The organism is Microbacterium sp., from assembly GCF_047602155.1.
Classification (GTDB): domain Bacteria; phylum Actinomycetota; class Actinomycetes; order Actinomycetales; family Microbacteriaceae; genus Microbacterium.
In genome coordinates, this window is the sequence record NZ_JASGHZ010000001.1 from 2837542 (window position 1) to 2857518 (window position 19977).

The window sequence follows — 19977 nt, forward strand, 5'->3', positions numbered from 1 at the left end:
AGCGACCCGGCATCCATCCGGGGTAGCGTGGAACTCGCCCGTTTCCGCCCTCAGACGAGGTCAGCCATGCTTCCGATGGATGCCGACGAGTTCGAGACTCTCGTCAGCGACGAGCTCGACCTGTTGCCCGACGAGATGGTCGACGGTCTCGACAACGTCGTCTTCGTCGTGGAAGACCGGCCGGAAGACGGCTCGCTCGACCTCCTCGGCCTGTACGAGGGGCTCGCGCTGACCGCACGCGACCGCTACGGCATCGGCGAGCTGCCCGACCGCATCGTCGTCTACCGCGAGCCGCATCTGCACGTCTGCGAGACCGTCGACGAGCTGCGCGACGAAGTGCACACCACCCTGGTGCACGAGATCGCGCACTTCTACGGCATCGACGACGCGCGCCTGCACGACCTGGGATGGGGGTGATGGCCGTGCCGGTGGAGGTGCCGGAGCGCACCCGGCAGGAGGAGGCGATCGCCTCACGCCTCTGGCAGACCGTGGTGTGGAACGACCCGGTGAACCTGATGAACTACGTCGTGCACGTCTTCCGCAGCTATTTCGGCTTTCCGCGCGCGCAGGCGGAGCGGCTCATGCTCGCGGTGCACCACGACGGGCACGCCGTCGTCGCGGAGGGCGCGCGTGAGCAGATGGAACTGCACGCCCAGGCCATGCACGACTACGGACTCTGGGCAACCGTGCGCGAGGCACGCCCGTGACCGCGCACACCCTGCTGATGGAGCTGTCGCTGCTGGAGGCCGCACATCTGACCGAACTGGTCGCGCAGTTCACGACGCTGCTCGACGAGACGCTCGACGGCGACCCCCGCGACGACCCGGCCCTGGCCCGGCTCGTGCCGGACGCGTACGCCGACGACGACGCGGCCGCGCAGGAGTTCCGGCGGCTCACGCAGGACGACCTGCTCGACCGACGCCGCGCCGACGCCGCCGTCGTGACCACCTCGCTCCTGCGCGACGGCACCCAGCTGCGACCGCAGGACATCGCCGACGACGATGCGACGACCGCGATGGTGATCGAGCTCGACGACGGCGCGGTGTCGGCGTGGCTGCGGACGCTGGCATCGCTGCGGCTCGTGCTCGCGACGCGCCTGGGCATCGCCGACGACGATGACCACGATGGACGCGACCCGCGGTTCGGCGTCTACGACTGGCTCGGCTACCGGCTGGAAGGGCTGCTGCAGGCGCTCGAGTCCTGACGTCCGCCGCCGACGGATGCCGCGGCATCCAGGTCAGGGAACGTCGACGACGATGTCGGCCAGCGCGCGCGGGTCATCGGCCGCCAGGTGCACGTCCTCCTGCGCCGCCCAGCGCTCCCAGTGCGGCCGGTAGGTGTCGCCGTCACGCCCGAGAGCGCGGTGACGACGCGACTGCGCCGGAGACTCGAGCCACACCCGCACATCGGCGAGGGTGGCCGATGCCGGGGTCAGCACGCCGGAGCCCTCGATGATGAGCGCCGTATCGGCGGACACCGCCTCCACCTCGGCACCGTACGCATCCGCGGCCCAGTCCCACCGGTGCCACTGCGCGGTCCGCCCGGCGGCGTGCGGTTCGACGACGTCGCGCCGTGCCGCCTCCGCCCCGCGGGCGAGGCCGTCCCATCCCGGGTACAGGTCGTCGAGTGCGACGACGCGCACCGCGCCCCGCCAGCGCTCCCGCAGCATGGCCGCGAGCGTGGACTTGCCGGCGCCGGAACGGCCGTCGATCAGGACGACCGGCGCCTTCGCGCCGGGATGATCCGCGACGGCACCGAGCACCGTCGACGCTGCACCCTCGAGCGCCGCGCGGACGCCGTCAGTGCTTGAGGGCACGGACGATGCGCGAGAGCGTCCGCCCGGCGACCCAGAGGAACGGGATCGCGACCGCGACCAGCGAGATCAGGTTCGGCTCGAACCGGATGCCGTCGCCGCTGCGGATGTAGGCGCCGATCGGAATCGCGACGCCGCCGCCCCCGCCGCCGTTGTCGCCGCTCGCGTCTTCGCCGGCGCCGAAGCCCGACCACGAGAGCGCGACGGGGATGATGCGAACGCCGTCGACGTCCTGCTGTTCGCCGTAGATGCTGGTGACGCCGAAGGAGGCCGCCTGCTTGCCGAGTTCGAGTGCGAGGTTGGGCATGCTTCCACCGTAACCCGTCCGGTCACTCGTGGCGAGGGAGGCGGGGATTCGTCGGCAGCGCATTCACGTCGCGGCGCGGGCCGAGGATGCTGGCCCGGGTCACCGCTCCCCCGCCGAAGCGCTCACGGGCGCCGTCGAGGGCCGCATCGACCCGGCGCCATTCCGCGTCGTCGTCCCACAGGGCCAGCAGGCCGCCCGCGCTGCGCAGCTTCTCGGCGCGCACGCCGATCAGCCGCACCGGCTGCGCCAGCTCGATCGCCTCGAACAGGCCGATCGCGACGTCGCCGATGCGCTGGCCGACGTCGGTGGGCTCGGGCAGGGTGGCGGCGCGGGAGAGGGTCGTGAAGTCGGCGTAGCGCAGCTTCAGCGCGACGGTGCCTGCCTGCATGCCGCCGTCGCGCAACCGCGCGGCCACCCGGTCGGACAGCCGACGCAGTTCGCTGCGCAGTGTGCCGGCATCCGCGATGTCGTGGCGGAAGGTCTCCTCGTGACCGATGCTCTTCTCGATGCGCTCGGTCTCGACCTCGCGCGGGTCGATGCCGTGCGCGAGCTGCCACACCCGTTCGCCGCCGGCGGGGCCCAGCACGCGCTCGAGGACGTGCCGAGGCGAGGCGAGGATGTCGGCGACGCGACGGATGCCGCGCCCCTCGAGCGCCTCGGCCGCCTTGGGGCCGACGCCCCACAGCGCCGCTACCGGGAGCGCCGCGAGGAAGGCTGCGGTGTCGGGTTCGCTGACGATGAGGAGGCCGTCGGGCTTGCACCGGGTAGAGGCGATTTTCGCGACGTGCTTGGTGGCGGCGACGCCGACGCTGCAGACGAGTCCCGTCTCGGCGCGGACGCGGGCACGCAGCATCCGGGCGACCTGGCCCGGCGAGCCCCACAGCCGCCGGGCGCCGGAGACGTCGAGGAACGCCTCGTCGATCGACAGCGGCTCGACGAGCGGCGTGATGTCGTGGAAGATCGCCATGACCTGGCGGGACAGTGCGGCGTACCGGTCGAAGTGCGGGGGCACGACGACCGCGTTCGGGCACAGCCGCAGCGCGACCTGCACCGACATCGCCGACCGCACGCCGTAGCGGCGCGCCTCGTACGACGCGCTGGAGACGACCCCGCGTCCCTCGATGCCGCCGACGATCAGCGGCGTGCCCGCCAGCGACGGGTCGTCGAGAACCTCGACCGAGGCGTAGAAGGCATCCATGTCGACGTGCAGGATGCGGGTGCCGGTGTCGTCCGCGTCGTCAGCAGAGACGACGCGCCCCTTCCCATCACCGCGCCCCATGCGCCCATTCTCCCCCGCGCCTACGACATCCCCCCACCTCCTCCCCACCACACCTAGCCGCGAGACTGCAAGCGTGCACCGAGACTGCAGCTACCGGCTGCAGTCTCGGTGCACCACTGCAGTCTCGCGGAGTGGTGGGGGGATGCCGGGGCGGGGTCAGGCGGCGGCGCGCTCCAGGACGAGCTCGCGCACGCGGGCGGCGTCGGCCTGGCCGCGCATCGCCTTCATGACGGCGCCGATGACGGCACCCGCGGCCTGCACCTTGCCCTCGCGGATCTTCGCCAGCACGTCGGGCTGCGCCGCGAGCGCCTCGTCGATCGCCGCGATCAGCGCCCCGTCGTCGGAGACGACGGCGAGCCCGCGGGCATCCACGACCTGCTGCGGGGTGCCCTCGCCCGCGATGACGCCCTCGAGCACCTGGCGCGCGAGCTTGTCGGTGAGGGTGCCGGCGTCCACGAGCTTCTGCAGCGCCGCGACGGATGCCGCATCCACCAGCGACGACGGCTCCACGCCGTCGGCATTCGCGATGCGGCTGATCTCGCTCATCCACCACTTGCGGGCTGCGGCGGGCTGCGCGCCCGCGGCGACGGTGGCCTCGACCTCGCTCAGCAGCCCGGCGTTGACGACCCCCTGGAAGTCGATGTCGCTGAAGCCCCACTCCGCCTTCAGCCGCCGGCGGCGGGCGGCGGGCGGCTCGGGCAACGCGGCGCGCAGTTCCTCGATCAGCGCCGCCGACGGCGCCACCGGCAACAGGTCGGGCTCGGGGAAGTAACGGTAGTCGTCGGCATCCGACTTCGGGCGTCCCGGCGAGGTGCGGCCGGTGTCCTCGTGCCAGTGGCGCGTCTCCTGCGTGATCGTGCCGCCGGCCGCCAGAATCGCCGCCTGGCGCTGGATCTCGTACCGCACCGCGCGCTCGACGGAGCGCATCGAGTTGACGTTCTTCGTCTCGGTGCGGGTGCCGAGCTTCTCCTGGCCGCGCGGGCGCAGCGACACGTTGGCGTCGCAGCGCAGGTTGCCGCGCTCCATGCGCGCCTCGGAGATGCCGAGCCCGATCACGATGTCGCGGATCGTCCGCACGTAGGCCGCCGCCAGCTCCGGTGCGCGGCCCTCGGCGCCGAAGATCGGCTTCGTCACGATCTCCACGAGCGGCACGCCGGCGCGGTTGTAGTCGACGAGCGAGTACTCCGCGCCCTGGATGCGGCCGGTGGCGCCACCGACGTGGGTGAGCTTGCCGGCATCCTCCTCCATGTGCGCGCGCTCGATCGGGATGTCGTAGGTCGTCCCGTCGGGAAGCTCCACCTCGATCCGGCCCTCGAACGCGATGGGCTCGTCGTACTGCGAGATCTGATAGTTCTTGCCGAGGTCGGGGTAGAAGTAGTTCTTGCGCGCGAAGCGCGACGACGGCGCGATCGAGCAGCCGAGAGCGAGCCCCAGGCTGATCGAGTAGCGCACGGCCTGCTCGTTGACGGTCGGCAGCGAGCCAGGCAGGCCCATGTCGACGGGCGAGACGAGCGTGTTCGGCGCCGCCCCGTGGTGCTTCTCGTGCGCCGGGTTGCCCGAGCCGGAGAACATCTTCGTCTCCGTGTTGAGCTCGACGTGCACCTCGAAGCCGAGCACCGGCTCGAACAGCTCGAGGGCCCGGTCGAAGTCCATCACTGCGTCCTTTGCCATCAGCGGACCCCTTCTTCGCCCAGCGACGGGGCTCGATCGAGCAACGGCCCGCCCCACGAATCCACGAGCAGCGCCTCGGCGGCCGCTCCCACCCGGTACAGGCGCGCGTCTTCGCGGGCCGGCGCGATGAACTGGATGCCGACCGGCAGCCCGTCTTCCTCGGCCAGCCCCGACGGGATCGAGATCCCGGGGACGCCGGCGAGGTTCACCGGGATCGTCGTGACGTCGTTGAGGTACATCTGGATCGGGTCGTCGACCTTCTCGCCCAGCTTGAAGGCAGTCGTGGGCGCGGACGGCGTCGCGATGACGTCGACCTGGTCGAACGCGGCGTCGAAGTCGCGCTGGATGAGGGTGCGCACCTTCTGCGCACTGCCGTAGTAGGCGTCGTAGTATCCCGCCGACAGCGCGTAGGTGCCGAGGATGATGCGGCGCTTGACCTCGTCGCCGAACCCGGCATCGCGGGTCGCGGCCATGACGTCTTCGACGGTGCCGCCGGGCACGTCGACCCGCAGGCCGAAGCGCACAGAGTCGAACTTCGCGAGGTTGCTCGACGCCTCGGCGGGCAGGATCAGGTAGTACGCCGCGACGCCGTACTCGACATGCGGGGCGCTGATCTCGACGATCTCGGCGCCGTGCGCCTCGAGCAGCGCCAGAGCGCCACGGAAGGATGCCGACACCCCGCGCTGGAAGCCGCTGTCGGGCAGTTCCCTGATCACCCCGACGCGCAGGCCCTTCAGCACCGCGCCGTTCGCGCCCTCACGGGCGGCGGCGGCGAACGACGGCCAGACGTCCGTCAGGGAGGTCGCGTCGTGCGGGTCGTGGCCGCCGATGACGTCGTGCAGGAGCGCGGCATCCAGCACGGTGCGCGAGACCGGCCCGACCTGGTCGAGCGACGAGGCCAGCGCGATCGAGCCGAACCGGCTCACGGCGCCGTAGGTGGGCTTCACGCCGACGGTGCCGGTCACGTGCGCGGGCTGACGGATCGAGCCGCCGGTGTCGGATCCGAGCGCGAGGGGCGCCTCGAACGCGGCGACCGCCGCGGCCGAACCGCCGCCCGAGCCGCCGGGGATGCGGTCGAGATCCCACGGGTTGTGCGTCGGGCCGTACGCGGAGTGCTCGGTCGAGGAGCCCATCGCGAACTCGTCCATGTTGGTCTTGCCGAGCGGCACGAGTCCTGCCGCTCGCGAGCGGGCGACGACGGTCGCGTCGTAGGGCGACAGGAAGCCCTCGAGGATCTTCGACCCGCTCGTGGACGGCATGTCGGTCGTGACGAGCACGTCCTTGATCGCGAGCGGCACTCCGGCCAGCTCACCCAGCGCCTCGCCGGCCGCACGGCGGCGGTCGATGTCGCCGGCGACGGTGAGCGCGTGGTCGCTCACATGCAGGAAGGCGTGCACATCGCCGTCGACGGCGGCGATGCGGTCGAGGTGCGCCTGCGTCGCTTCGACGCTCGACACCTCGCCCGCTGCCAGCCGGGCGGCAAGGTCCGCGGCGTTCAGCCGGGTGAGGTCGCTCACTGCTCCTCCCCGAGGATCGCGGTGACGCGGAACCGGTTGTCCGCGGCATCCGGAGCGTTCTGCAGCACCTGCTCGACGGTGAGCATCTCGCCCACGACGTCGGGGCGGAAGACGTTCTCCAGCGCGATCGGGTGGCTCGTCGCGGGCACGTCGGGGGTCGCGACCTCCGAGACCTTCGCGATGTTGTCGACGATGACCGAGAGCTGGCCGGTCAGGCGCTGCACCTCGTCGTCGCCGAGCTGAATCCGGGCCAGCACGCCGAGATGGCGCACGAGTTCAGGGGTGATTTCAGACACCCGACGAGTCTAGCCGCGCCCCGCCCGGGCTCCTGTCCGACCGCGCAGGGACCGTCCATGGGGAGTTCTCCCCATCGTGCCGCCGTGTGATTGCGCCTAGAGTCGCAGCAGAGGGAGGTGACTCATGAGCGCACTCATACCGGTGATCCGTCAAATACGGCACGCTGTCCTGGACGGCATGGACCATGCACGCCACAAGCTCCACCGACTCACCGAGAACCTCGACCAGCATCTCGATGACATCGGAAGACAGGTCCGCGACCTCGACAAGCCAGATGCCACGCTCCACACGATCGGCAAGAACGCGAAGATCACCCGCTGGGATGCCAACGGCCGACCGATCTCTGAACGCGGCCAGATCCTCGAGGACTTCGGCAGCGGTAAGCGCGGTGACAACGCCACGGACATCGGTCACCTCGGAAACAAGGGCGACCACGGCGGCCACCTCGGCGCCCACCGCTTCTTCCGCGATACCGCCGACGAGGGCATCGTGCCGCAGGCCGGCAACCTCAACACGGGCGCGTGGCGGACCATGGAGAACGAGTGGGCCGACTGGGTCGGCAAGGGGTATCAGGTCGACTACACGATCGACGTGGTCCCGCCCGGAGCGGTGCGGCCTGATAGTTTTCAGGTCGAGTACACCATCACAGATCCTGACACCGGGAAGGTGGCGTACCGAAACTGGGCTGACTTCGACAACGCGCCCGGACAAACGTTTGATCGCGTGAAAACGCGCGACATGCCCGACCGGTAGAAGGTGAGAAATTCCGTATGTCACACAATGTCGTCGTCGATCTGGTGCGCTCGCTGATCGATCACATGCGCGGCGCACCTGCCGAGTGGGACGCCTTCGCGATCGTCATCGATTTCGACGGCGAGCGGGTCGCGGGTACACACGGCTACACATACTCTGCGGACGGTTCAACTGATCCGGTGGCCTCGAATCCTCGCCAAGTGAAACCTTACGCGCTGGCCTTCCTCGCCAGCCGGTACGCGCCCGGCGCAACACCACCCGTGGGTCTGCTGGTGCAGTTCGACCGCACGAACGGGCAGTACGAGGTGACCTTCGAAGACACCGACCGCGCACGGTGGAAGGTGACTCCGGCGAACATCGACACGATGGCCGACACCATCCGCCCGAACTTCACCGACTGAACGGGGCCGAGCTCTGGGACACCCGCGCCGCCCGCCGCTAGGCTGACTCGGTGGCCGCCCACCGTCTGAATCACCCGCACAGTCGCGTGCTGATCACGGGCATGTCCGGGACGGGCAAGACGACCGTGCTCAACGAACTGTCACGGCGCGGCCACACGACGCTCGACACCGACTACGACGGCTGGACGCTCCCCGATGGTCGATGGGACGAGCTGCGGATGTCGCTGCTGCTGTCCGCGGAGACCCGCATCGTCGTTTCGGGCACCGCCGAGAACCAGGGAACGTTCTACGACCGGTTCGAGTTCGTCGTCCTGCTGAGCGCGCCCGTGGAGACCCTCCTCGACCGGGTGCGAACCCGCGCCGGCAATCCGTACGGGAAGTCGCAGAGCGACCAGGATGCGATCCGCCGCCACGTCATCGAGGTCGAGCCGCTCCTGCGCGCCGGGGCCGATGTCGAGCTCGATGCTCGCCGCCCCGTCAACGACCTCGCCGACGAGATCGAGGCGCTGCTGCTCTCCTCTCGGCCGACATCTGCGACCCCCTGATCGTCGCCCGCAGCACTGCCCGCGAGACAGCATCCGTGCACCGAAACAGCGGATGCCGTCGGCAGTCTCGGTGCACCGATGCAGTCTCGCGGGTCAGGCCGGAGAGGGCGCGTCGAGCGCGGCGGGCCCCTGCTCGACGAGGAGGCGGAACTGCGCGGCGTCGATGATCCGCACGCCGAGTTCTTCGGCCTTGGCGAGCTTCGAACCGGCGCCGGGGCCGGCCGCGACGAAGTCGGTCTTCTTCGACACCGAGGATGCCGCCTTGCCGCCGGCGGCGATGATCGCCTCCTGGGCGCCCTCGCGCGTGTAGCCGTCGAGCGAGCCGGTCGCGACGACGGTGAGCCCTTCGAGCACTCCCCCGGCGGCGACGGCGGCACCCGGCCCCGGGTGGCCGGGGATGACCAGCTGCGCCCCGGCCGCCTCCCACCGGGCGACGATCTCCTGGTGCCAGTCGACGTCGAACCACTCCCGCAGCGAATCGGCGATGATGCCGCCCACCCTCTCCACGGCGGCCAGCTCCTCGCGGGTCGCCTCGCGGATCGCCGAGATCGAGCCGAACCACTGCGCCAAGGCGCGCGCGGCGACGGGCCCGACATGCCGGATGTTCAGCGCTACGAGGAACCGCCACAGCTCCTTCGTCTTGGCCTTCTCGAGCTCGGCGAGCAGCTCCGTCGCCGCCGACGAGAGGATGAACTCTTCGTCGCCGTCGAACGGGCCGTCCGGGTCGAAATGCGGGTCGGGCCGCGAGGCCGTCGCCTCCCGCCCCGGCAGCGGAGCCTTGCGCTGGCGCCGGAACGGCGAGCGGGTGTCCGGCATCCCGTCGTCGAGAAGGCGCACGAGGCCGGTCTCGGCGTCGCGCACGACGACATCGATCGGGAAGAGATCCTCCGCGGTCAGGTCGAACAGCCCGGCCTCGGTCACCAGCGGGGGAACCTCGGGGCGCACCGGCTGCGTCAACGCGGCCGCCGACACCTCACCGAGTCCCTCGATGTCGAGGCCGCCGCGCGAGCCGATGTGCTCGACGCGCCCGCGCACCTGTGCGGGGCAGGCGCGGGTGTTCGGGCAGCGGAGGTCGATGTCGCCCTCCTTCGACGGGCCCAACGGCGCGCCGCAGTCCGGGCAGTACGTCGGCATGACGAAGGCGCGCTCCGTCCCGTCGCGCAGTTCCACGACGGGCCCGAGCACCTCGGGGATGACGTCGCCGGCCTTGCGCAGCACGACCGTATCGCCGATCAGCACGCCCTTGGCGACGACGACCTCCTGATTGTGCAGCGTCGCCTGACGCACGACCGAACCCGCCACGCGCGCCGGTGCCATGACCGCGAACGGCGTCGCACGCCCCGTGCGGCCCACCGACACGACGATGTCGAGCAGCTTCGTGTTGACCTGTTCGGGCGGGTACTTGTACGCGATCGCCCAGCGCGGGGCACGGCTGGTCGCCCCCAGCTCGCCGTGCAGGTCGAGTTCGTCGACCTTGACGACGATGCCGTCGATCTCGTGCTCGACGTCGTGCCGGTGCGCGCCGTAGTGGTCGACGAACGCGATGACGCCGTCGATGTCGTCCGACGTGCGGAAGTAGGGGCTCGTCGGCAGCCCCCACCCGGCGAGCAGCCCGTACACCTCGCTCTGCGCGTCCACGGGAGGCGCCGGCCACGCGCCGATGCCGTGCACGAGCAGCCGCAGCGACTCCAGCCGGGCGCGTCCCGCCTCCAGCTCCAGCCCGCTCTTCTTGTCGAGCTGCTGACGCAGCCCGCCACTGGCCGCGTTGCGCGGGTTCGCGAAGGCCGGGAAGCGTCGGACGGCGCTGCGGAGGACCTTCTCCTCCTCGAGCCCGCGCGCAAGCCCCTCTGCGACGACCTGTTCGCGCAGCCGCGCCTGCAGCGCGTTGAGCGCGTCGAAGGCGGCGACAGGCAGATACACCTCCCCGCGCACCTCGACCACCTCGGGGTGACCGGTGCCGGACAGTCGCGACGGGATGCCGGGCACCTGCACCGCGTTGATCGTCACGTCCTCGCCGACCCGCCCGTCGCCCCGGGTCGCGGCAGAGGCGAGCACACCGCGCTCGTAGCGCAGGTTGATCGCGAGCCCGTCGATCTTCAGCTCCAGCAGCCACCGCACCGTCCGGCCCGCGGCGGCGTGCGCCTTGATGCACCATTCGCGCAGTTCGTCCGTGCTGAAGACGTTGTCAAGGCTCAGCATCCGCTCGGCGTGCTCGACGGGGGCGAACATCGAGTTCTCCGCCGCGCCGATCGTGAGCGTCGGCGAGTCCTGGCCCTGCACCTCGGGAAAGGCGCGTTCGACGGCCTCGAGCCGCCGCATCCACCCGTCGTAGGTGGCGTCGTCGACGAGTTCCGCGTCGCGTCCGTAGTACGCGTCGCGCGCGTCCATGATGAGGCCGGTCAGGCGCTCCGACTCGGCCCGTGCCTCATCGAGGATCTGCGGGAGGGAGTCGTCGGCATCCGTCACCCGGCCAGTCTAGGCACCGGCCACCGACACCCGCACCGGCCACCGCGCGCGATGGATCATGCGACGGGAACCGCGCTGACCGTCCGGTCGATCGTGAACTGCCCGAGCACGCGCGTGCCGTCGTAGAGCACGGCCGTCTGACCGGGGGCGACGCCGTCGAACGGCGCCTGCGGAGTGACCGTCACGACACCGTCCGCGATGACCGCGACGGCCGGCACCGGATCGGCATGCGCGCGAATCTGCACGTCGCACGCGAACTCGTCCCGCTCGGGCGCCCGCCCGGCCCAGGTGAACCGCTCGCCCGAGATGCGCGCCGTCGCGAGCGCCTCCTTCGGGCCGACGACGACCGTGTTCGACACCGGCCGCACCTCCAGCACGAACCGCGGCTTGCCGTCGGGTGCGGGAACGCCCAGCTGCAGCCCGCGGCGCTGCCCGACGGTGTAGGCGTGCGCCCCCTCGTGCGTGCCGAGCACGGCGCCGGAGCGGTCGACGATGTCGCCGGATGCCGCACCCACGCGCTCGGCGAGCCACCCGCGCGTGTCGCCGTCGGGGATGAAGCAGATGTCGTGGCTGTCGGGCTTCTGTGCGACCGACAGCCCCCGCTCGGCGGCCTCTGCCCGCACCAGCGCCTTCGACGGCGTCGCCCCGAGGGGGAAGTAGGTGTGCGCGAGCTGCGCGGCCGTCAGCACGCCGAGCACGTACGACTGGTCCTTCGCGGCATCCGAGGCCCGGTGCAGCTCTCGCCCTTCCGGCCCGTCCACGAGCGCGGCGTAGTGGCCCGTGCAGACGGCGTCGAAACCCAGCTCCAGCGCGCGCTCCAGGAGTGCGGCGAACTTGATCCTCTCGTTGCAGCGCATGCACGGATTCGGGGTGCGACCGGCGCGGTACTCGGCGACGAACTCGTCGATCACGTCGTCGCGGAAGCGCTCCGAGAAGTCCCAGACGTAGAACGGGATGCCGAGCCGGTCGGCGGCCCGGCGCGCATCCATCGCGTCCTCGATCGTGCAGCATCCGCGGCTGCCGGTGCGCAGCGTCCCGCCCGCGCGCGAGAGCGCCAGATGCACGCCGACGACGTCGTGCCCCGCCTCGACGGCCCGCGCGGCCGCGACGGCGGAGTCGACACCGCCGCTCATCGCCGCCAGGATCCGCATCGCTCCAGTCTACGAGCGGTGCGCCGACCGGGCGCCGGATGCCGCGGCGCGCGCATGGGCCTCGGGGAGCGCGGCGAGCAGCGCGTCGATGTCGGCGTCCGTCGTCGTCCGCCCGAGCGTGATGCGCAGCACCGACCGCGCGGCGCGCTCGTCGCGGCCGAGCGCCAGCACGACGTGGGACGGTTCGGCCACCCCCGCCTGACAGGCCGACCCCGTCGACACCGCGATCCCGGCCCGGTCCAGGAGGAACAGCAGCGTCTCCCCCGCCGCGCCGGGAAACAGCACGTGCACGTTCCCGGGCAGCCGGTCGGCCGGGTCGCCGAGCAGTTCCGCCGAAGGCACCAGACGCCGGATGCCGGAAATCGCCCGATCTCGCAGCGCCACCAGCCGGAGAGCCTCGCCCTCGCGCTGCGCCGACGCCTCGACGAGCGCCGCCGCCAGCGCGGCCGCCCCCGCGACATCCGGCGTGCCCGAGCGCAGCCCGCGCTGCTGACCGCCGCCGTGGGCGAGCGCGACCGGCGCGGCGTGCCGCGACACGACGAGCGCTCCGGTGCCCGCCGGGGCACCGAACTTGTGCCCCGACAGACTCAGCGCGACGAGCCCCGTCGCGCCGACGGCCGCGCCCCGCCACCGCGCGAAGGCGACCGGCAGGTGCCCCACCGCGCCCACCGCGTCGAGGTGCAGCGCCACGCCCGCCTCCGCCGCCGCCCGCGCGAGACCGGCGGCATCCTGCACCGTCCCGATCTCGTTCGCCGCGACGAGCGCCGTCGCGAGGGCCGCTCCCGGAAGGGCCGCGGCGAAGGCGGCGACCGCGATCCGGCCGAGCCCGTCGAGGGCCACCGCGCGGATGTCGGCTCCCTGCGTTGTCAGCCAGGCCGCCGTGTCGAGCGTCGCGTGATGCTCGCCGTCGGGCAGCACGAGCGCATCCGTCCCCGCCGGACGCGCCCACCAGAGACCCTTCAGCGCGAGGTTGATGGATTCGGTGCCGCCCGAGGTGAACACGACCTCGATCGGCTCGCAGTCCAGCGCAGCGGCGAGCTGCTCGCGCGACTCCTCCAGCAGCCGGCGCGCCGCCTGGCCGGCGGCGTGCACCGACGACGCGTTGCCGACGACCCCGGACGCGGCCATCCACGCGTCGCGCGCGACGGCGCGCAGCGGGGTCGACGCGGCATGATCGAGGTAGATCGTCATGACGCTCCCGTGGGCTACGCGCGGCGGACGGGCCGACATTAACTACTGTAGAGCGCATGTGCAGTCCGCAGTCCTCCGTCGCTTTGGCGGATTCGCCGACGTTCCTCGACACCGATCTGAACGATCTCGGTGTCAGACTCGGCCCCGACGGAGCCACCCTGCGCGTGTGGTCCGAGGGCGCCTCGACCGTCGAGCTCGTCCTGTTCGATGCGACCGACCTCGACTGGATCACCTCCGTGCTGCCGCTCGTCCCCGTCGGCGGCGGCGTGTGGCAGGTGCACACGCCCGACCTGCGCCCGGGCACGCGCTACGCGCTGCGCGTCGACGGCCCGTCTGGCCCCGGTCACACGTTCAACCCCGCGAGCCTGCTGATCGACCCGTACTCGCGCGGGCTCGTGCCCGTACGTCTCGGCGAGTGGCGTTCGGTCGTCGTGGACGAAGGGTTCGACTGGCAGGGCGTCGGCCGGCCCGGCACTCCGCTGGATCACACCGTCATCTACGAGGCGCACGTCAAGGGTCTCACCAAGCGCCACCCCGACATCCCGCCCGCGCTGCACGGAACCTACGCGGGCCTGGGGCACCCGGCGATGATCGCGCACCTGCGCGGGCTCGGCGTCACGGCCGTCGAACTGCTGCCCGTGCACGCGTTCGAGACCGAGCCGCGCCTGCTGAACCAGGGGCTCAGCAACTACTGGGGCTACAACACCCTGAACTTCTTCAGCCCGCACGCGCCCTACGCGACGGCGGATGCCGTCGCCGCCGGCCCCGACGCCGTGCTGCGCGAGTTCAAGGAGATGGTGCGTTCCCTGCACGCCGCAGGCCTCGAGGTCTATCTCGACGTCGTCTACAACCACACCTCCGAGCTCGGTCTTGGCGGTCCGCGGTCGAGCTTCCGCGGGATCGACAACGGCGCGTACTACCGTCAGCACGACGACGGCGCGTACATCGACGTCACCGGATGCGGCAACTCCGTCAACACCGCGACGGATGCCGCCGCCCGCCTCGTCCTCGACTCGCTGCGCTACTGGGCGAACGAGGTGCAGATCGACGGCTTCCGGTTCGACCTCGCCGTGACCCTCGGCCGCGATGCCCAGCACTCCTACAGCCCCGACCACCCCCTGCTGCGCGCGATCGCCGACGACCCCGGGCTGGCCGACGTCAAGAAGATCGCCGAGCCGTGGGACGTGGGCATGGGCGGCTGGCAGACCGGCAACTTCGGCGACGGCTGGTCGGAGTGGAACGACCGGTATCGCGACCGCGTGCGCAACTTCTGGCTGAGCGACATCGACTACGCCCGCCGGGCGACGACGGCGCCGGTGGGCGTCGGCGGATTCGCGACCCGCCTCGCCGGATCGTCGAACACCTTCAGCGCCGAACGCGGGCCGCTGGCCAGCGTCAACTTCGTCACGTCGCACGACGGGTTCACGCTGCGCGACCTCGTCTCGTACGACGTCAAGCACAACATGGGCAACGGCGAGCAGAACCGCGACGGCGCCGACACCAACCGGTCGTTCAACCACGGCGCCGAAGGCCCCACCTCCGACGAGCAGATCCTCGCCACGCGGCGCAAGGCGATGCGCAACCTCCTCGGCACGCTGCTGCTGTCGGCCGGCATCCCGATGATCACGGCGGGCGACGAGTTCGGGCGCACGCAGCGCGGCAACAACAACGCGTACTGCCACGACTCGGCGCTCACATGGCTGAGCTGGCAGCACGCCCAGTGGCAGGAGGATCTGCACGCCCACGCCCGTCGTCTCATCCGGCTCCGCCACGACAATCCGGCCCTGCGCCCGCGTCGCTTCGCTCACGAGGTCGAAGAGGTGCCCAGCTCGTCGGTCATCGACTGGTACGACGAGCACGGCGAGACGATGTCGATCGAGCGCTGGACCAACCCGGCGCACCGCACGCTGCAGTACGTGGCGACCTCGACCCCCGAGCAGGAGGCGCCGAACCGCATCCTGCTCATCGTGCACGGCACCGAGCGCCCCATCGACGTCACCCTCCCCGTCATCCCCGGCGTGCACCGCTACGTCTCGCTGTGGTCGAGCGTGCCCGAGCGCCCCGCCGAAGACGAGCCGGTGCACGCCCCGGGCGACGTGATCGCGCTGCCGGGCACGGCGATGCATCTCTTCCGCGTCGAGTGAGACACATGCCGGGCGCGTCTGCGGTACCCCGCGGGCGCCTTCGGCGGTAGGTTCGAGACGTGGCACCGACGACGCGCACCCCTTCCCCCGTTCCTCCTGCCCCGGCGGTCCGCAGCACCGACCAGCTCCCCCTGCGGCCGAGCACCGCCTGGCAGCCCCATCCCGACACGCGCAACGGCCGCATCCCGATGGCGCTGTCGCGCCCGTCGGTGCCCGGGAACCTCTTCCGGCCGTCGGCGTTCGCCGGCGAGGCGGTGCCCTTCACGGTGACGGCCTTCCGCGAGGGCCACGACATCATCGGCGTGCACCTGCGACTTCTCTCCCCCAGCGGTGCCGAATCGCTGCACAGCCTCAGCGCCCTGCACGACGGCTTCGACCGCTGGCGGGTGCAGGTCGCTCCGCTCGAAGAAGGCGTGTGGACGTTCTGGTTCGAGGCGTTCGGCGACGACTTCGCCACGTGGGAGCACGCCGCCGACCTCAAGATCGCCGCCGGCGTCGACGCCCCGCTCATGCGCGAGATGGGCGCCCGCCTGCTGGCCGCCGCCGGTGCGGAGAAAGACCGGCCGGCCGACGAGCGCGCGGCCCTGAAGGCCGCCGCCGCGTCGCTGCGCGACGAGTCCGTGCCGGATGCCGGCGCCCTCGACATCGTGCGCGACCCGGCGATCGCGGCGTACTTCCACGCGCGGCCGGCGCAGTCGCTGCTGACCCCGGGGCCACGCCAGGAACTGCTCGTCGAGCGCGCGCGCGCCGGCGTCGGCGCCTGGTACGAGTTCTTCCCGCGGTCCGAAGGGGCAGGGCGCCGCAAGGACGGCACCGTCAAGAGCGGCACCTTCCGCACGGCCAAGGGGCGGCTGCCGGGCGTCGCCGCGATGGGATTCGACGTCCTGTATCTGCCCCCCATCCATCCCATCGGCGAGATCAACCGCAAGGGCCCGAACAACACGCTCACCACGAAGCCCGGCGACCCCGGCTCGCCGTGGGCGATCGGGTCGGCGGCGGGCGGCCACGACACCGTGCACCCCGACCTCGGCACGCTCGCCGACTTCCGCGCGTTCGTCCGCGCCGCCGCCGAGGAGGGGCTGGAGGTCGCCCTCGACTTCGCGCTGCAGGCGGCGCCCGACCACCCGTGGGTCGCGGAGCACCCGGAGTGGTTCACGACCCTGCCGGACGGGTCGATCGCCTATGCGGAGAACCCGCCGAAAAAGTATCAGGACATCTACCCGATCAACTTCGACAACGATCCCGAGGGCATCCGCGCGGAGGCGCTGCGCATCGTGCGGCACTGGATCGCGCAGGGGGTGAAGATCTTCCGCGTCGACAATCCGCACACCAAGCCCCTGCAGTTCTGGGAGTGGCTGATCTCGACGGTGAACGCGGAGCATCCCGACGTCGTCTTCCTCGCCGAGGCCTTCACCCGTCCGGCCCCGCTGCAGGGGCTCGCCCAGGGCGGATTCCAGCAGAGCTACTCGTACTTCACGTGGCGCAACACGAAGGCCGAGCTCGAGGACTTCTTCGGCTGGATCTCCGACGACACGGCCGACTTCATGCGACCGAACCTGTTCGTGAACACCCCCGACATCCTCACCGAGTACCTGCAGTACGGCGGCCGGCCGGCATACAAGATCCGTGCCGCGCTGGCAGCCACGGCGGGCGCCTCCTACGGCGTGTACGCGGGCTACGAACTCATCGAGAACGTCGCCCGGCCGGGGTCGGAAGAGAACATCGACAACGAGAAGTACGAGTACAAGTTCCGCGACTGGGATGCCGTCGCCGCCTCCGGCGCCACGATCGCCCCCTACCTCACGCGTCTCAACGAGATCCGCCGCGCGCACCCCGCGCTGCGCCAGCTGCGCGGCCTCACGATCCACTGGAGCGACGACGACGCCATCCTCGTCTACGTCAAGCATCTGCCGGCATCCCTGTCCGAAACGGGTCACTCCGACACGATCATCATCGTCGCCAATGTCGATCCGCACTCGATGCGCCAGACGACCGTGCACATCGACAGCAGCGTCTTCGGCATCCCTCCCGGCGAGGACTACCGGGTCGAGGATCTCATCACGGGCGAGAGCTGGACCTGGAACCAAGACAACTACGTCCGGCTCGACGCCTTCGTCGAACCCGTCCACATCCTCCACGTCAAGGAGACCCGATGAGCACCATCCCCGACCACATCCTCGACGCGGTCGCCACCGGGTCGTACCACGCGCCGCACGACGTTCTCGGTGCGCATCAGGATGCCGACGGCACCTGGGTCGTCCGGGCGCGGCGCCCCATGGCCCGCACCGTCACGGCGGTGTTCGACGACGGCGACGAGCTGTCGCTGACGCACGTGCGCTCGGGCGTGTGGGAGGGGCGCACGACCCACCAGCCGCGCGCCTACGAGCTCGTCGCGTCGTACGACGGCGCACCCGACTACCGCGCCGACGACCCCTACCGCCACCTGCCGTCGCTCGGCGAGATCGACCGTCATCTCATCGCCGAGGGCCGCCACGAGCAGCTCTGGCAGGTGCTCGGCGCCCACGTGCGGCACTACGCCGGCGTCGACGGCGTCTCGTTCGCCGTGTGGGCTCCCAACGCCCAGGCCGTGCGCGTGGTCGGCGACTTCAACTCGTGGGACGGCCAGGGCACGGCGATGCGCAGCCTCGGCTCCAGCGGCGTCTGGGAGCTGTTCGTGCCCGGGCTCGGCGCGGGGGTCACGTACAAGTACGAGATCCTGACCCGGTACGGGGACTGGATTTTCAAGGCCGACCCCATGGCCCAGTGGGCGGAGGTGCCGCCGGCGACGGGCTCGGTCGTCACCGAGAGCTCCCACACGTGGGGGGACGAGGCCTGGATGTCCGCCCGCGCGCAGCGCGACGTTCTGACGCACCCGATGTCGACCTACGAACTGCACCTCGGCTCGTGGCGGCCGGGGCTCGGCTACCGCGACGCCGCCGACCCGCTCATCGACTACCTCACCGAGACCGGCTACACCCACGTCGAGTTCCTGCCGCTGGCCGAGCACCCCTTCGGCGGCTCCTGGGGCTACCAGGTGTCGGGGTACTACGCGCCGACGAGCCGCTTCGGCACGCCCGACGACCTGCGTTACCTCATCGACCGGCTGCACCAGGCCGGGTTCGGGGTCATCATGGACTGGGTTCCCGGCCACTTCCCGAAAGACGCGTTCGCGCTGGCCCGCTTCGACGGCGACGCGCTCTACGAGCACCCCGATCCGCGGCGCGGCGAACACAAGGACTGGGGCACCCTCATCTTCGACTACGGCCGCAACGAGGTGCGCAACTTCCTCGTCGCGAACGCCCTGTACTGGCTCGAAGAGTTCCACGTCGACGGACTGCGGGTCGACGCCGTCGCCTCGATGCTCTACCTCGACTACTCGCGCGAGGCGGGCGAGTGGGAGCCGAACATCCACGGCGGCCGCGAGAACCTCGAAGCCATCCGCTTCCTGCAGGAGGTCAATGCGACCGCCTACAAGCGCTACCCGGGCATCGCGATGATCGCCGAGGAGTCCACCAGCTTCCCGGGCGTGACGGCGCCCACGAGCGCCGGCGGCCTCGGGTTCGGCCTGAAGTGGAACATGGGCTGGATGAACGACTCGCTCGAGTACATCAAGCGCGACCCGATGTACCGCTCGCATCACGAGGGCGAGCTGTCGTTCTCGTTCGTCTACGCCTTCAGCGAGAACTTCGTGCTGCCGATCAGCCACGACGAGGTGGTGCACGGCAAGGGGTCGCTGTTCGCGCGGATGCCGGGCGACCACTGGCAGAAGCTCGCCAACATGCGCGCCTTCCTCGCCTACATGTGGGGTCACCCCGGCAAGCAGTTGCTGTTCATGGGGCAGGACTTCGGCCAGCTGTCGGAGTGGTCGGAGGGCCGCGAGCTCGACTGGTGGCTGCTCGACCAGCCCTCGCACCGCGAACTGCTCGGCTTCGTCGGGGCGCTCAACCGCACGTATCGCGACAACTCGCCGCTGTGGTCACGCGACAGCGACGGCAGCGCGTTCGGCCGGCTCGGTGCGCCGACCTGGAACCCCAACGTCATCGCGTTCGCCCGGCACGACCATCACGGCAACACCGTCGTGGTCGTCTGCAACTTCTCCGGCGTGCCGATCCACGACCATCCGCTCGACCTGCCGGCATCCGGGGAGTGGACCGAGCTGCTCAACTCCGATGCCAGCGCCTACGGCGGCTCGGGCGTCGGCAACTTCGGCACGGTGCACGCCGACGAAAGCGGCCGCGCCACGCTGGTGCTCCCGCCGCTCGGCGTGCTCTGGCTCGGCCACCGCGCCGCCTGACCCGCCCGCCGCGCTCCCCCCGCCCGCCGCACCGCCCCGCCCGCCGCTCCCCGCCCCGCCGCCGCTCCCCCCGCCCCGTTCGCTGAGAAACCACATCCTGCGTGAGAAACCACAGCTGAAGTGGTTTCTCACGCGCGATGTGGTTTCT

18 protein-coding genes are annotated in these 19977 nt (G+C 71.1%); 9 read left to right on the forward strand and 9 right to left on the reverse strand.

Annotation, left to right across the window (positions count from 1 at the left end):
• Window positions 1-66: 66 nt before the first annotated feature.
• Genes QM720_RS12945 through QM720_RS12955 form a run of 3 tightly spaced genes read left to right on the forward strand, consistent with a single transcriptional unit; the run spans window position 67 to window position 1204 of the window.
• The gene (locus QM720_RS12945) at window positions 67-417 is read left to right on the forward strand and encodes a metallopeptidase family protein (RefSeq protein WP_415127150.1); all 351 of its coding nucleotides are present in this window, start codon (window positions 67-69) and stop codon (window positions 415-417) included.
• Entirely contained in the window at window positions 408-707 is a 300-nt protein-coding gene (clpS, locus tag QM720_RS12950; RefSeq protein WP_415127152.1) for an ATP-dependent Clp protease adapter ClpS, read from the forward strand. The genes QM720_RS12945 and clpS overlap by 10 nt, the downstream gene beginning before the upstream one ends.
• Entirely contained in the window at window positions 704-1204 is a 501-nt protein-coding gene (locus QM720_RS12955; RefSeq protein WP_415127154.1) for a DUF2017 family protein, read from the forward strand. Before clpS ends, QM720_RS12955 begins: the two co-directional genes overlap by 4 nt.
• Before the next feature lie 33 nt (window positions 1205-1237).
• Here QM720_RS12955 and QM720_RS12960 read toward each other — a convergent pair whose 3' ends face one another.
• The 6 genes from QM720_RS12960 to gatC form a co-directional block, all read right to left on the reverse strand.
• The gene (locus QM720_RS12960) at window positions 1238-1816 is read right to left on the reverse strand and encodes a hypothetical protein (RefSeq protein ID WP_415127156.1); all 579 of its coding nucleotides are present in this window, start codon (window positions 1814-1816) and stop codon (window positions 1238-1240) included.
• Entirely contained in the window at window positions 1800-2120 is a 321-nt protein-coding gene (locus tag QM720_RS12965) for a hypothetical protein (RefSeq protein WP_415127158.1), read from the reverse strand. The genes QM720_RS12960 and QM720_RS12965 overlap by 17 nt, the downstream gene beginning before the upstream one ends.
• A gap of 22 nt (window positions 2121-2142) precedes the next feature.
• Window positions 2143-3399: a DNA polymerase IV gene (gene dinB / locus QM720_RS12970; RefSeq protein WP_415127160.1), complete on the reverse strand. Its 1257-nt coding sequence runs from the start codon at window positions 3397-3399 to the stop codon at window positions 2143-2145.
• Window positions 3400-3555: 156 nt separating this feature from the next.
• Window positions 3556-5070, reverse strand: coding sequence for an Asp-tRNA(Asn)/Glu-tRNA(Gln) amidotransferase subunit GatB (gene gatB, locus QM720_RS12975; RefSeq protein ID WP_415127162.1), 1515 nt, complete (start codon window positions 5068-5070; stop codon window positions 3556-3558).
• Window positions 5070-6587, reverse strand: coding sequence for an Asp-tRNA(Asn)/Glu-tRNA(Gln) amidotransferase subunit GatA (gatA, locus tag QM720_RS12980; RefSeq protein WP_415127164.1), 1518 nt, complete (start codon window positions 6585-6587; stop codon window positions 5070-5072). Before gatA ends, gatB begins: the two co-directional genes overlap by 1 nt.
• Window positions 6584-6883: an Asp-tRNA(Asn)/Glu-tRNA(Gln) amidotransferase subunit GatC gene (gatC, locus tag QM720_RS12985; RefSeq protein WP_415127166.1), complete on the reverse strand. Its 300-nt coding sequence runs from the start codon at window positions 6881-6883 to the stop codon at window positions 6584-6586. Before gatC ends, gatA begins: the two co-directional genes overlap by 4 nt.
• Window positions 6884-7007: 124 nt before the next feature.
• Here gatC and QM720_RS12990 point away from each other — a divergent pair, with 124 nt between their 5' ends.
• Genes QM720_RS12990 through QM720_RS13000 form a run of 3 tightly spaced genes read left to right on the forward strand, consistent with a single transcriptional unit; the run spans window position 7008 to window position 8583 of the window.
• Window positions 7008-7637 carry a DNA/RNA non-specific endonuclease gene (locus QM720_RS12990; protein ID WP_415127168.1) on the forward strand — a complete coding sequence of 210 codons (630 nt, stop codon included), beginning with the start codon at window positions 7008-7010 and terminating at the stop codon, window positions 7635-7637.
• 17 nt (window positions 7638-7654) lie between these two features.
• A complete protein-coding gene (locus QM720_RS12995; protein ID WP_415127170.1) occupies window positions 7655-8038 on the forward strand; it encodes a hypothetical protein in 384 nt (127 codons plus the stop codon).
• Between the two features lie 50 nt (window positions 8039-8088).
• Window positions 8089-8583: an AAA family ATPase gene (locus QM720_RS13000; protein ID WP_415127172.1), complete on the forward strand. Its 495-nt coding sequence runs from the start codon at window positions 8089-8091 to the stop codon at window positions 8581-8583.
• A 93-nt stretch (window positions 8584-8676) separates the two neighbouring features.
• Here QM720_RS13000 and ligA read toward each other — a convergent pair whose 3' ends face one another.
• Genes ligA through QM720_RS13015 form a run of 3 tightly spaced genes read right to left on the reverse strand, consistent with a single transcriptional unit; the run spans window position 8677 to window position 13391 of the window.
• A complete protein-coding gene (gene ligA, locus QM720_RS13005; protein WP_415127174.1) occupies window positions 8677-11049 on the reverse strand; it encodes an NAD-dependent DNA ligase LigA in 2373 nt (790 codons plus the stop codon).
• A gap of 56 nt (window positions 11050-11105) precedes the next feature.
• Window positions 11106-12200 (reverse strand): tRNA 2-thiouridine(34) synthase MnmA, encoded by a 1095-nt coding sequence (gene mnmA / locus QM720_RS13010; RefSeq protein WP_415127176.1) that lies wholly within the window; start codon window positions 12198-12200, stop codon window positions 11106-11108.
• Between the two features lie 9 nt (window positions 12201-12209).
• Entirely contained in the window at window positions 12210-13391 is a 1182-nt protein-coding gene (locus tag QM720_RS13015) for a cysteine desulfurase family protein (protein WP_415127178.1), read from the reverse strand.
• 56 nt (window positions 13392-13447) lie between these two features.
• Between QM720_RS13015 and glgX the strand changes: the two genes are divergently transcribed.
• The 3 genes from glgX to glgB all read left to right on the forward strand — a co-directional run bounded on the left by glgX (window position 13448) and on the right by glgB (window position 19829).
• Entirely contained in the window at window positions 13448-15535 is a 2088-nt protein-coding gene (gene glgX / locus QM720_RS13020; RefSeq protein ID WP_415127180.1) for a glycogen debranching protein GlgX, read from the forward strand.
• Between the two features lie 188 nt (window positions 15536-15723).
• Window positions 15724-17691 carry a maltotransferase domain-containing protein gene (locus QM720_RS13025; RefSeq protein WP_415127938.1) on the forward strand — a complete coding sequence of 656 codons (1968 nt, stop codon included), beginning with the start codon at window positions 15724-15726 and terminating at the stop codon, window positions 17689-17691.
• Window positions 17688-19829 carry a 1,4-alpha-glucan branching protein GlgB gene (glgB, locus tag QM720_RS13030; protein ID WP_415127182.1) on the forward strand — a complete coding sequence of 714 codons (2142 nt, stop codon included), beginning with the start codon at window positions 17688-17690 and terminating at the stop codon, window positions 19827-19829. The genes QM720_RS13025 and glgB overlap by 4 nt, the downstream gene beginning before the upstream one ends.
• Window positions 19830-19977: the final 148 nt, after the last annotated feature.

What these genes read in the sequence shown, in the direction of transcription:
- QM720_RS12990 (WP_415127168.1), top strand. Translation starts at nt 7,008, where the DNA reads ATGAGCGCACTCATACCGGTGATCCGTCAAATACGGCACGCTGTCCTG.
- QM720_RS12945 (WP_415127150.1), top strand. Translation starts at nt 67, where the DNA reads ATGCTTCCGATGGATGCCGACGAGTTCGAGACTCTCGTCAGCGACGAG.
- QM720_RS13015 (WP_415127178.1), bottom strand. Translation starts at nt 13,391, where the DNA reads ATGACGATCTACCTCGATCATGCCGCGTCGACCCCGCTGCGCGCCGTC.
- QM720_RS12965 (WP_415127158.1), bottom strand. Translation starts at nt 2,120, where the DNA reads ATGCCCAACCTCGCACTCGAACTCGGCAAGCAGGCGGCCTCCTTCGGC.
- clpS (WP_415127152.1), top strand. Translation starts at nt 408, where the DNA reads ATGGGGGTGATGGCCGTGCCGGTGGAGGTGCCGGAGCGCACCCGGCAG.
- QM720_RS13025 (WP_415127938.1), top strand. Translation starts at nt 15,724, where the DNA reads ATGGCGCTGTCGCGCCCGTCGGTGCCCGGGAACCTCTTCCGGCCGTCG.
- gatB (WP_415127162.1), bottom strand. Translation starts at nt 5,070, where the DNA reads ATGGCAAAGGACGCAGTGATGGACTTCGACCGGGCCCTCGAGCTGTTC.
- glgX (WP_415127180.1), top strand. Translation starts at nt 13,448, where the DNA reads ATGTGCAGTCCGCAGTCCTCCGTCGCTTTGGCGGATTCGCCGACGTTC.
- mnmA (WP_415127176.1), bottom strand. Translation starts at nt 12,200, where the DNA reads ATGCGGATCCTGGCGGCGATGAGCGGCGGTGTCGACTCCGCCGTCGCG.
- QM720_RS12995 (WP_415127170.1), top strand. Translation starts at nt 7,655, where the DNA reads ATGTCACACAATGTCGTCGTCGATCTGGTGCGCTCGCTGATCGATCAC.
- dinB (WP_415127160.1), bottom strand. Translation starts at nt 3,399, where the DNA reads ATGGGGCGCGGTGATGGGAAGGGGCGCGTCGTCTCTGCTGACGACGCG.
- glgB (WP_415127182.1), top strand. Translation starts at nt 17,688, where the DNA reads ATGAGCACCATCCCCGACCACATCCTCGACGCGGTCGCCACCGGGTCG.